Raw genomic sequence first — 11,330 nt, 5'->3', positions numbered from 1 at the left:
ATTGCCAATCATATCAAGTGTCCCCCAATATAGGCCTGTGGGAAGATTCCCCTCATTTGTAGCGCGTGGAGCTGCTTCCGGAGGGTCGTAAACATTCCAGCCGGAATTGCCACGTGTACAATAATCCTCAGGATCTCCTAAACCGAGGTTTGTTCGAGCGCCTGCTGCAGTCTTTGAACCGGTTCCGCCCTGGCTGATCGGCACCGCTCCGCCCGTTTTTGTCGCCATGTTGTCTGCCAGATATTTCCACGACGGGCCGGTGAACGTTGAACCGTCGGGGAGTTTTACGGTAATGCTGCCGCTGGCGCTGTAAACCTGCTGCCAGTTCTGCTTGTCGTAGTTAAGACCACGTAGCGCTTCCGCACTTTGTGCAACCAGCGCGGCTGTCACCATGTTCAGAGCCACGCGTGGAACCGCCGACCATGCGGAGCCGGATTGTGTCGGGCCTGTGAATACACTGACCAGCGTCAGGCCTGTGTCACTCTCTACCGATTTAACCGGCAGAGTATATGGTACACCTCCGACCGTTACTACAACGAAATCTCCTGCAGCGAGTTCCGTTACAAATGAAGTACCGATACCCGTCACAATGTCAGAGTTATTGGTCAGGGTTAAAGTTCCTGCGGACATGGTTATTTCCTCAGTACATGTTTGGAAGGATTAAAACGGGCATATTAATATTCTGGTTAAATGACATGTCGAATCCGTTGTCATTATAATTACCGACTACCTGGTTATACGCTGACCTGACATTTCCTCCTGACATTACAACGCCTTTTTTTCTTACATTGAAGTACCCATCGACTCTTCTTGACTGAGCACCTGTAAATACTATCTGGCAATATTTATCACCTACATACTGATTGCTGTCGGTCATGGTTAATTGCTGGTCATATACAAATGGTCGCTTCATTGTTGAAAATGTTACCTGTCCTGCTGAATTTGTCATGGTGATGCCATCACCGGCTACAGGAGCGGTATTATTGAAAATTACCAGGTCCATTGTTACAGATGCGGTAACATCATCTCTTCCTGAGTAACTGATGTCTCTAACAATAATATTTGTTCCGTCAAACCCTACAGATACATTATTGTTATTCCATTTCCCGAACGGTATTCCTGTTACGGGAAGCGCCATCGAGCCGTTGACTGTCACCGTGCCAACGTAAGCACATGTCATTAATTTAGCCTGATTTGAAATTGCTGTGAAATCAGTAGAGTTGGAAACGAGGAGTCCTTCGTTGTAAGTAGAGGCAGGAAGAATTTCAAATACTGTTCCTGCCCAGTTTGGTATTCGCTGGTAGTTGCCCCTGTTTGTACCGTTAACAGTAACACCACTGTCTCCGTTTCTTGTCACTGATGTCATATATATCGGCAAAACAATCCATGTTTGATTGTCGGCAAATTCCTGTATGTCAACAGGACGTGTCGGCAAAACAAAAACTGTAGAACCCGGAGTCAACGGAGTATCGACGCGAAATTGATTCGCTCCGGTTCCGTTCCCTGAAAAACTGGCACAAAACGATGGGGCACGCAGCCCCGCAGTAATAGCCATCACAGGACGGCCATCGTTATAATCAATCAGAATACCTTCCGGCATACTTCACCTACCAACGTCCAACGACAACCCGACCACCTCCGGGGAGATTGACCGTGATACCATTCCCATTTATTACAACCGTGTTGTTTTCGCCATTGAAGGCAAACTGACCGCTGTTCGCATAAAACTGACCATGGAATTCACAGTTACCATTTTTATCTATATTCCACCCCGTTCCACCGGGACCAGATATGTAAGAACTGGATCGAATATAGTTACCAATTTTGGCATTAGTGATGCTACCGTCCTGAATTAAAGCATCCCTGATAAATACCTGGCCGTTATATACGAAGAAGGCAGCAATATAGTTTCCAGGGTCGCTACCGGAATAAATACCGAACTGATCAGCCGCAAAAACTACAGTTGATTTGTATGAGCTACCATCAGGCTCAATGGACATGCCGAAACCTGTATTGTATTTCACTCCGTTCCTGACAATACCCATATTGAGCGTATAAGATGCCTTCGCTGTACCATCACTATTAACGACTGCAGTCATCTTCTGGTTAACGGCTGATGTTAGCTCGCCCTCAGGGCCAATCTGCGCCTGAACATACGTGGACAGGTCAGCAAGTCCCTGCTCAGCAGACGCTACCGTGGTTTTTACGACCAGTATATCTGCGCGGACCTCTCCATATTGCTGATACTGGTGCTCAACAGTTCCGTGGTTCGCCAGCGAATTTTCCATAATGCCTTCGAGGTTTATATCAACTCCTTCCTGCACATTTTTAAATGCATCAGAATTCTGAACGGCATCATCAATGAGGTCGATCAGGCCTCCGGTATCCATTGAGCACAGCGCCGGAACCTCAACAAATGCTGATGCACCAAAGGCGTTAATCGTCCTGATGTACCAGTAATATGTGTGTCCCACCTGTAGCTGGTTACTGGTCCATGTGGTGCCAATACCCTCCCTGCTGGCGTTCCCCTCAACGATTTCAGTCGTTGTGCCGGGAAGCTGAGTTTCGCCTGATGTCCAGAAGTCAAACTGGGTGGAAACGTTTGTTATCGCAGCCAGACGTGGGATCAGCGTGACGGCAAAGAAACCCTGCTCAATATCAACATGCGACGGAGGAGGCGGGGCCTCAATGCTGAATTCCAGATAGCCTTCAGGAGATTCCGCTCCCATCTGGTTAACGGCGATAACATGGGCGGTATAGGTATCCTTTGGCAATCCGGTCAGACGTGTAAATGAACCCGGAACCTGAACAGAAAGCACCATCTGGCCGTTACGACGAATGATGACTTTGTTATAGGTCACCTGCCCCACGTTTTCCCAGGAAAGAATGCCCTGTACCACCTGCCCGATTTCCTCAACGGTGTATCTGAGGTTTTGCGGCTGTGCCACGCCACCGGACGGTAACTGCGTGAATGGTGGCCGCTCTACAGGCTTACCTATTGCATCACCCCAGACATCAGCAGTTTCCTGTTTCAGCGTTAGCTGTACACCATTCTGCACGCCAAACTTCCAGTCGGTAACGCGCATCTCTACGTTGACGATGCCCAGTGACGGGAAATTCACCTTCACATACATTCCAGGACGATATCGGTAGCCGCTGAGATTCAGCGTAACGTTCATCGTTCTGGCTATGCGGGTTCGCTTTAACTTCACATCAGCCAGGCGCTGAGCCTGAAACTCACTCGTCACAAATCGCAGTTTCATATCCTGCGAAATTTCTACGCCGTCCTCCGTCACCCACTCACTTACGGATACAGATGGAAAATCCGCTTCAGTAAACCCCTGCTCAGGATCGACGAATGTTCCCTTGATAGTGTTTACCCGCTCCGACTGGGAGACTTCCGGCATGATTTCGATATCGCCGGCCAGCTGGCTTTCGGTGATCACTTCCGTTGCCGGGCCATAATAGGCACCAACAAGCAAGCCGTGCTTACCGGCTATATAGGTGACATCACCCGCACAGGCCGCAAGCATCCCCTCAAGAATGCTCACCTTGTTTTCGCTGAGGTCAAACTCACCGTTGATCGTATACCGCTTTTCAACAGTATTACCGCCAGTGATTACCTCCTCATCGCAGATATTCGCCGCTTCCTGAAACTGGTCCCAGAGGATGTCTGAATCCGGGACTTTCAGATAGTTGCGGTAATAATCCAGAATGACCAGCGCAGCATTGTTGCTATATGCCGTCTGCCCGGTTCGCGGGTCGTATATAGCGCGGCCCAGCTTTTCGACTTTAATGTTGGGGATACCAGACGGGAATTTTTCAGCATTAAATTTAAGGGATACGCGCAGCCAGGTGATCCCTCTCCCGATCATGTCTTCTTTCCATGACGGGCAGTTTTCCAGCATATAAGGGTCTGCCGCCTGGCGGTTGGTGTGCAGCTCGAAAAAGGCATGCTCAGGATAGCTACTGATCGGTTCATCACCCAGCCAGACCGTCTGAATACCGGATAGCGGATGTCCAGCCAGAGCAATGGCCAGATGCAACATTTCGCCATCATCCTGTTCGCCAGCCTGCTCTTCGGAAAAGAACAGAGTGCCCGCTGATGTGGAGCGACCATAAACAACGGTTTTGGCACTGGCTGCCGCACGCAGAACCTGTTTACGCTCTGCCGTATCGCGATAGGAATTCAGAGACGGCGTTTTGGTCAGCGCCTGAGTAGCGATCTGTGCGGCGACGGTGATCACCATCGCAATGGCATACATTTCATTTGCCGCCGCCACACCTGCGGCAATGCTGGCAACAATAGGAACAGCAGCAGGCATTAACGTACCCTCCAGACACTCATCGGCTTAACCCGCAGGCTGACAAGACCATTTTCGCCAGGCACCCATACAACGCCGGAATACACCACGCCAGCGCACTTCGTCCCGGCATTCTCGACGATGGCAATATCCCCACGCTGCGCCAGTTTCACCGGTACTTCGTCGAGAAATCGGGCAAGCACCTTTTCAAGTGAACCACCACCGCGAAGAATGGCCTTTTTAGCCCCTGGTTCGCTGTCATACGTCCCGCGCCATTCAGCGGCATAATCCTCACCGCACATGGCCTGTGCGCAGTCGGCCGCAAACAGACAACAGTCATGCTCGCCCCATGAAAAAGGCCGCTCAATGGCGGCCTTCATCACTACGTTTAATCTGTTTTGCCAGTCAGGGTGCTTCATGCTTCCTCACTTATAGGTAAATCCGGGAGCGTCTTTTTTACTGCCCCAGTAAATCGAACGCTCTGCCATCTGAGCTACGTAACGAAATATGCGATCGCCTGGATAAGCGGCCTGCTGTGACTCATCGGTATAGCGGTCAGGGAACGGACGCTGCCAGTCTTCAAAAATATTGCTGATGGTGTACTGGAGCGCGTTAGTCTCGCCGACTGTCGCGCCGGTACTGGATACCCGGCCCTTAAACAGGAGATCGGCAACCTGAACCACACCGTTATCATCCATAGCAACAAGATAAATCTCGGCATTTTTTCCCACACAACGCTCATTCAGCGTCGTGGCAAAAAGCGACAGATCAAGACCAGAGAGCGTCATTTTGACCTGGGTCGGACTGGTGGTGTTGGTTTCGCTGGCATCATCGACAGAGCCCATTCGCCCCATGCCGTAATAAACATATCCGCCCAGCACGATTGTCCCAGTGCCGGAATGCACGTAAACAGTGCCGGACTCAAACTGGATATTGGCAGCAATCACAGCCGTGACCCGGTCGCGGGAAAGCCAGTCGACCATCGAATCAGAAAAAGGGGAATACAACATTAAAACGCCTCCTCCAGTTCCAGCGTGTAACTGGTAAATACCCCAGGTACTCGATTACCCGCGCCCTGCTGGTTATCCTTAAGTTTGAAAATGCCGTACGGTTTCGCCACTTCGACAGCCGCGCCATCCGGTGGCGACCAGCGCAACATGGGCGCGAATGTCACAGTGGCTGTACCGGTTGATGTGCTCGTCACATCGGCGGTCACTATTTTCAGTTCGTCGTTAACGGTGATGTAGTCTCCACGTTCCAGAACCACGGCACCGGGAGTCCATCCGCTCGTCTGTAATTCTGTGCCAGTCTGGTTTGCACCATTCACCACTGGCGAACCCGCGGGAGTGCGCCCGCCCCTTCCCCAGTCATGGATTTTCACCCTGCCATATTCGCCATCCAGTTCAGCAATTAGCGAATCAAGGCGCCGTGATTTATCATCCGAAAGGTTGTTGAATGTCAGGGAACATACCCAGCGGGTACCGGGATAACGGACAGTCTGTGACGCACCATTGAAGGGGGAACGAAATGTTTTGGTGTTGCTTTCTGGTCGCCACGTCAAAGACGCCGGACAGATATCTTCCGGCCATTCAAGTGCAGCCATAAATACTCCTGGAGAAATACGCACAACGGCGGTACTGATCATTTGTCAGGGTGTTACGGGGCATTAACCCTGGTTAAAGTGTGTGGTTCAGCCCGCCAGTGGTGGGACACTGGCGCACTCAGGAAAAGAGGGATGGCTGATTACCTCTTGATAAGGAAATAAGATGAAGTTTTACTTGTCTAAAGTGCAACTACTACACATTGGAATGCCAGGTGATTACGAGCCAGAAGCCGGCACTCCAAATGTCAGAGTTACCGTTTATGGTGAGCACGAAGAAAGCATCACCCATCATATGTTCATTAAGGATGCGAAGAATCGCACTCTCGTAGATATTGAAAAAGAAGTAAATCAGTACCTCAATGGATTATATTCCGCCTCAGCCAAGTAATCGGCGTAGCGGTCCACGAGAAATAAAGTCTTGATGTATTTGTTCCATAGCCGCCTCCGCACCAGTAGTTGCGGCTATCTCCATTGCCTGGCGTAATTTATCTGGTTCACTTACAGGGGCACTAAAACGGTTAATAACAATAACCCCTCCCTCTTTAAGATGAACAGTAATGCCGCCATCCGCCAATGTAACTTTGTCGTCCCGTTCCTGAAGTCCCTTATCATTAACTTTCAGTTGTTGACGAACAGAAACACTGAGTTCATCAATCGCGCAGTTAATCTCATTGATTGCCTGCCGCGTATGCAAAAGCGACATTTCCAATTCTTCAACACGTTTCTCTAAAGTCATAACTGTCTCCTGCCTTTCGGCTAATTAAATTAAGGATGCAGACCATCACACGCCTAACAAACGACGTGCCTGGCCTCGATTGGAAAAGTCCTGCAGCAAATCCTGACGCGCCTGCTTGGCACCATCGTTCGCCCCCTGACGGGCTGCTTCCTGCATTGCCTGTTTCAGTGCTGCATCACCATTACCGGATATGGTGAAATGCTGGGTGATGTGCTGAGTTATGCCATTTCCGGATGCTGGAGTCTGTGAACCAACCACACGCACTCCTAACGATCCATCAGCGGAGCGGGTTAACGGCATGATAGCTTCCGGCCCAGCTTCCCCCATCAAACCTGCGCCTTTGGCGAAGGCAAAATAGGTAGGCGAACTGACGATGCTGTTACTGTAAGCGCTGAGGCTTGCAGAAGCATAGGCGCCACCTTTTGCGTTGAGCTGAAGTCCTGATGCTGCTGAGTTGTAAGCGCCGGACGGCGTGGAACCACCTGCCGCCCCGCCAAACAGCCCACTGAGGAATCCACTACCACCCATAGATGACTGCAGAGAATTAACGATTATCGCATTGAGGATAATTTTCTGCATAGACTGAAGAACCGAACTGGCCCAGTCTTCCCAGTCAACCTTATTACCGGAAAGCGCTTCAGAAATATTCCCCACCAGCCCAGACATGGTATTGTTCACCAGGTCTGCTGACTGTGAGGCGTAATCGGAAGCAGTATCTACCCAGTTAGCAAAGCCCTCCCGCATCCCAGCAGCCCAGTCACTTCTTTGGGCATCAGACGCAGCGTAGAAACCCTCCTGATCGCGTAAGCGTTCATCGAGATAACGTTTATTCAGTGCCAGCTCCTGGCGATACAGTTCCTCAGAGATATCACCGGACTGATACTGGCGCTGAAGGTCAACGTTTTTCTGCTGAAATTCCTCCCTGATACGCAGCATTTCCTGCATACGCTCACGCGTACGGCTCCCCTGCCCGTATCCAGTGAGCTCAGCTTGATTTGATGCACGCGAGCTGGCGTTGGCATCAGCAAGGTTTGCTTCATATGCTGCCAGTTGCTCACGAATTTTCTGCTGATCAATAAGCGCGGCATTCTGCAAAAGGGTCTGTTTCTGGGACTCTGTCAGCGTCGCCAGTTCGCCCTGGCTAACCTGGTATTTCAGTTTTGCCAGTTCGGTATTTTGACCAGCCAGAGCAATCTGCTCTTTTTGCTGCTTGATAAGGCGCTTATACACATCCTCGGTTTTCTCGCCTTCGGTTTTACCGCCCTTCGCCTTAGGTTTGTTGGCCTCATTATTCCGCCATTCAGCAAGGCCGTTATTAATCAACTCCTGACGGCCTGTCTGGAATTGCGGGTCACTGGTTAACCCCAGGTCATCGGCTGCATAACTCAGACGCAGGCGCTCTTTTGCTTCACCCTTCAGGCGTGACAACTCCAGATCCCGGCGGCTCTTTTCGAGGGCATCGGTTTGCTTTTTGTCGAGATCGGCCTGCGGAAGTCTGAGCGGGACGTTAGCCAGCCCCTGGCGCGCCATAAGGAGCTGGTTACCCAGGCCGAGTAATCGATTAAGTTCATCGTGCTGCCAATTCATCAACAGAAGTGATTGATAAGCCCGGTTCTGATTCGCTGCCTCCTCCCGAATTAGCGTCACACGCCGATGCTCAAGACCTTCAAGAACCTGTTGGATAGAGGCAGATTTCTCCTGCATCTGGGCAAGCCTTTCCTGCTCAACAGATAACTGTTCAGTGACTGTAGTCAGTCCACGGGTCACGGTATCCAAAGATGTCAGGTGGTTAATCATGAAACCACCGCTGGTCGTTGGACCGGGATTACTGATCACTGACTGATAACCAGCCATCTGCTCTTTCAGATTTTCTATCTTGCTCTTTTGTTCATCTATCAGCCTGTTCTGCTCATTCAATGCTGCGCGCGTTTTCTCAGCATTGTCTGAAGCTTCAGGCAAAGACATTGCCTTCGACTTTTTACTGACTTCATCAATCGTGGTGGCGTATTCCTGCGCCGAACGACGGGCCTGCTCCTGATTTTGATAGACTGCATACCAGGCACCAGCACCCAACATGACCAAACCCGGTATTCCGCCGATGAGACCAAGTGCACCACTCATCAGGCGAGTACCAACTGATGTTACATTGTTGAGATTTCGCTGGGTGGAGACGCGATTTGCCAGATTCCTGTCTCTGGCTGCCTCCGCAGAAGCCAGCCGTCTTTCAGCAATAGCCTGAGCGTCGGCATTTTTTGCAGCCACCAGCCCTGCCTGCGCACGCTCAAGCGCAGTTCTGGCCCTGACTTTTTCTGTGGCGGAGCCACTTGCAAGAGCAGTGGTCAGCCTGGCTTGAGCTGCTGTGACTTTGGCTTCCGCTGCCGCAATTTTTTCTTGCTGAGCGGCCTGAACATCTGCACTTCGCGATCTTTGAACAGCTTGCTGGGCTCGATAAACTTCTGCCCTTGAAGCTGCAACAGCAGACTGAGCCGCTTTATCCTGCGCGACAGCAAGGGCAACCTCTGATTTCGCAGCTGAAATTAGCGCACCTGTTGCGCTACTGGCGCTGGTTACAACTCCGCTGAGGTATCTTGCCAACCCAACACCAACAAGCGCCCCAGCGACTGTTGTAATTGTTGACATATTGTCAGCAACGTCATTCAGAGCGCCGCTCACTGCTGATGAAGTAAAAGAATCAAGCGTCTGGGCAACATTATCCAATCCGCCAGACAACGCATCAGTAGCACCGGTTGCCTGGTTTACACCGCCCACCCAGGCCATGAATGAGTTAGTTACTTTTTGAAGGGATCCGGAAACCGTTTGTGGCATGCTGGCAAATTCGCCCTGCAATGCTCCTAACTGGCTCATTAAAGCTGGGACAACCTTATCGATCGTAAGCTGTCCCTGGTCAGCCATGCTCTTGAGGTCTTTACGGGCTACACCCATTCCCGCAGCCAGAGCGCGGATTACCCGATCACCGGCTTCGTTAACGGCATTAAATTCTTCACCACGAAGAACGCCTTGTGCGAGCGCCTGGCTGAACTGAGTAATAACAGAGCTCGCCTCCTGAGTGTTAGCCCCGGAAAGTTTGAGGCCGGTAGAGACAGCTTCGGTAATTTTCAGAACTTCGTCAGAGCTATAACCGTACTCGCGCATTGAGGCTGCTGCACGGGAAAAAAGGTTTGCGTTATCTGAAAATGCCGTGCCGGTTCTTTGGCTGATTTCCATTAACTGACGCTGTGAAGCGGCAAAATCATCAGCAGAAGATGATGCCTGTTTAAGACGAGCGTTTACGGAGTTCCACTCATCAGCAATCTGCACAATTTTACCCGTTGCAAAAGCTGCCGTAGCTGCGGCAGCAGCCCTTCCAGCAGATGCAAATCCGGCAGTCAAATCAGAGAGCGCCCTTTCGCTCTCTCTGGCAGCAGCAGCGGCCTGCCGACCGCCATTCTGCATGGTGCGGTAATAATCCTGGCCCATTCGTGAGGCGCGGGAAATTTCCGTCTGGAAAGATTGAGAATTGGCGGAAATTTTGATTATTAATTCGCGTAAGGTTGCCATTTATCCAAACTCCAGACGTAAAAAAACCGCCGAAGCGGTTTTATTTTTATTGTTTCCAGACCTTTTGCCTGGCTTCTTCAAGGTATTCTTCATCGGTTTTAGCCGGAGGTGATTCGGCCATCAAATCACTGCCACAATGTTTACATTTAATGGCTGCGTTTTTGATTATTTCCGCACAGAACGGACACTTTTTCATACCCTCATTTTCAATTAAGTCTTTTTCTTCAGCTGCAACATCTTTCTTAATTACCAGCGAGTGTACAAAGGCAATAATAAACAGCAATGCACCATAAACCCACCAAGCAAAGAAAGAGCGGCCTTTGCTTTGAGCTATTAAGGCTGGAACTAAGCCTATTACAATTGAAACAAGTAAAATTTCCATTTTCTATCCCCAGAATTATTAGTGGCTAAAATCCTAATGTTTTCTGGGTAAAAAGTCACTGAGTTGCAGCTGTAAGTGCAGCCTCAAGCCCTGCAAACGGGTCCTTCGGTGCTGATTGCTCATCACCACCCCAGCGCAGGATCGCATCGTCCAGCGGTACTTTTGCCCCCTGCGAGCCGTAGATGGCAGAGACGAGCTGGGCTGCCTGAATGTCACCACGGATATCGCCAACCGGACTTTGCCTGTCGTACTCAATCCACATCAGAAGCTCGCTTGCCGTCATATTCTGCCGAAGCTCTGAGAGCGTGCGCCCCATCCGGAGCGCAAGCGACATCAGAAACTTTACGCCGGGGGTTGAGACTTTTCCCGCGCTTCGTCCGCATTGTTGATCAGGTCAAGCGCCTGTTTGAGCAGGCGTGAATGGACGGGGCCGTAGATTTCACGCACCTGCTCTTCTTCATCTACGCTGAATACCGGTTGCTTATCGGTGTCACACAGAACGTCAATGAAGAGCACAACGTCAGCGCAAAGATTACGGTGTGCCTTTTCTGATACTGACACATTTTCATCATCAGCACCCGCTTTCACCACTTCCTGCCAGCGCAGCCAGGCTTCACCTGACGGCTCACGGAGAACCACTTTGACGCCTTCCCACTCAGGAACGGCGACCGTCTTATGACGAAATCCCGACATCTTAGCCAGGGCGAGATTTTTAATATTCTTCATGAGACCTCTCAGGAGCCAGAC

Annotated in this window: 11 protein-coding genes and 1 pseudogene; 1 reads left to right on the top strand and 11 read right to left on the bottom strand. The window is 50.7% G+C overall.

The window, feature by feature from the left end; translation table 11 throughout:
* The 6 genes and pseudogenes from OOJ60_RS22410 to OOJ60_RS22385 all read right to left on the bottom strand — a co-directional run.
* Positions 1-630 (bottom strand): annotated as a pseudogene (locus OOJ60_RS22410) (phage tail protein); the annotation flags it as partial.
* 10 nt (positions 631-640) lie between these two features.
* Positions 641-1,600, bottom strand: a complete 960-nt coding sequence (locus tag OOJ60_RS22405; RefSeq protein ID WP_205613251.1) for a DUF6453 family protein — start codon at positions 1,598-1,600, stop codon at positions 641-643.
* A 7-nt stretch (positions 1,601-1,607) separates the two neighbouring features.
* On the bottom strand, positions 1,608-4,325 hold the full coding sequence (locus OOJ60_RS22400) for a phage tail tip fiber protein (RefSeq protein WP_205613250.1): 2,718 nt from the start codon (positions 4,323-4,325) through the stop codon (positions 1,608-1,610).
* On the bottom strand, positions 4,325-4,723 hold the full coding sequence (locus OOJ60_RS22395; RefSeq protein ID WP_079780920.1) for a DUF6950 family protein: 399 nt from the start codon (positions 4,721-4,723) through the stop codon (positions 4,325-4,327). The genes OOJ60_RS22400 and OOJ60_RS22395 overlap by 1 nt, the downstream gene beginning before the upstream one ends.
* Before the next feature lie 6 nt (positions 4,724-4,729).
* On the bottom strand, positions 4,730-5,314 hold the full coding sequence (locus tag OOJ60_RS22390) for a hypothetical protein (protein ID WP_079780918.1): 585 nt from the start codon (positions 5,312-5,314) through the stop codon (positions 4,730-4,732).
* Positions 5,314-5,907 carry a hypothetical protein gene (locus OOJ60_RS22385; protein WP_205613249.1) on the bottom strand — a complete coding sequence of 198 codons (594 nt, stop codon included), beginning with the start codon at positions 5,905-5,907 and terminating at the stop codon, positions 5,314-5,316. Before OOJ60_RS22385 ends, OOJ60_RS22390 begins: the two co-directional genes overlap by 1 nt.
* 163 nt (positions 5,908-6,070) lie before the next feature.
* Between OOJ60_RS22385 and OOJ60_RS22380 the strand changes: the two genes are divergently transcribed.
* Positions 6,071-6,295, top strand: a complete 225-nt coding sequence (locus OOJ60_RS22380; RefSeq protein ID WP_023242812.1) for a hypothetical protein — start codon at positions 6,071-6,073, stop codon at positions 6,293-6,295.
* Here the strand turns inward: OOJ60_RS22380 and OOJ60_RS22375 are convergent.
* The 5 genes from OOJ60_RS22375 to OOJ60_RS22355 are packed head-to-tail and all read right to left on the bottom strand — an operon-like array spanning position 6,284 to position 11,309.
* Positions 6,284-6,643: a hypothetical protein gene (locus OOJ60_RS22375; protein ID WP_080076622.1), complete on the bottom strand. Its 360-nt coding sequence runs from the start codon at positions 6,641-6,643 to the stop codon at positions 6,284-6,286. The two genes, OOJ60_RS22380 and OOJ60_RS22375, sit on opposite strands and share 12 nt — an antisense overlap.
* 45 nt (positions 6,644-6,688) lie before the next feature.
* A complete protein-coding gene (locus OOJ60_RS22370; protein ID WP_205613248.1) occupies positions 6,689-10,201 on the bottom strand; it encodes a phage tail tape measure protein in 3,513 nt (1,170 codons plus the stop codon).
* Between the two features lie 46 nt (positions 10,202-10,247).
* Complete coding sequence (locus tag OOJ60_RS22365) at positions 10,248-10,583, bottom strand: zinc ribbon domain-containing protein (RefSeq protein ID WP_032665364.1); 336 nt, start codon at positions 10,581-10,583, stop codon at positions 10,248-10,250.
* Positions 10,584-10,638: 55 nt separating this feature from the next.
* Entirely contained in the window at positions 10,639-10,917 is a 279-nt protein-coding gene (locus OOJ60_RS22360; protein ID WP_023305929.1) for a phage tail assembly protein T, read from the bottom strand.
* An 8-nt stretch (positions 10,918-10,925) separates the two neighbouring features.
* Positions 10,926-11,309 carry a phage tail assembly chaperone gene (locus tag OOJ60_RS22355; protein WP_001549114.1) on the bottom strand — a complete coding sequence of 128 codons (384 nt, stop codon included), beginning with the start codon at positions 11,307-11,309 and terminating at the stop codon, positions 10,926-10,928.
* Positions 11,310-11,330: the final 21 nt, after the last annotated feature.

This window comes from Citrobacter sp. R4, assembly GCF_026719175.1.
Lineage (GTDB): Bacteria > Pseudomonadota > Gammaproteobacteria > Enterobacterales > Enterobacteriaceae > Citrobacter_A > Citrobacter_A sedlakii.
Note: the sequence above shows the minus strand (reverse complement) of the source record. Positions and strands in the feature narration are given on the sequence as shown.

Coding starts and splice junctions, on each gene's coding strand:
- OOJ60_RS22405 (WP_205613251.1), bottom strand. CDS start 1,600: ATGCCGGAAGGTATTCTGATTGATTATAACGATGGCCGTCCTGTGATG.
- OOJ60_RS22400 (WP_205613250.1), bottom strand. CDS start 4,325: ATGCCTGCTGCTGTTCCTATTGTTGCCAGCATTGCCGCAGGTGTGGCG.
- OOJ60_RS22395 (WP_079780920.1), bottom strand. CDS start 4,723: ATGAAGCACCCTGACTGGCAAAACAGATTAAACGTAGTGATGAAGGCC.
- OOJ60_RS22390 (WP_079780918.1), bottom strand. CDS start 5,314: ATGTTGTATTCCCCTTTTTCTGATTCGATGGTCGACTGGCTTTCCCGC.
- OOJ60_RS22385 (WP_205613249.1), bottom strand. CDS start 5,907: ATGGCTGCACTTGAATGGCCGGAAGATATCTGTCCGGCGTCTTTGACG.
- OOJ60_RS22380 (WP_023242812.1), top strand. CDS start 6,071: ATGAAGTTTTACTTGTCTAAAGTGCAACTACTACACATTGGAATGCCA.
- OOJ60_RS22375 (WP_080076622.1), bottom strand. CDS start 6,643: ATGACTTTAGAGAAACGTGTTGAAGAATTGGAAATGTCGCTTTTGCAT.
- OOJ60_RS22370 (WP_205613248.1), bottom strand. CDS start 10,201: ATGGCAACCTTACGCGAATTAATAATCAAAATTTCCGCCAATTCTCAA.
- OOJ60_RS22365 (WP_032665364.1), bottom strand. CDS start 10,583: ATGGAAATTTTACTTGTTTCAATTGTAATAGGCTTAGTTCCAGCCTTA.
- OOJ60_RS22360 (WP_023305929.1), bottom strand. CDS start 10,917: ATGTCGCTTGCGCTCCGGATGGGGCGCACGCTCTCAGAGCTTCGGCAG.
- OOJ60_RS22355 (WP_001549114.1), bottom strand. CDS start 11,309: ATGAAGAATATTAAAAATCTCGCCCTGGCTAAGATGTCGGGATTTCGT.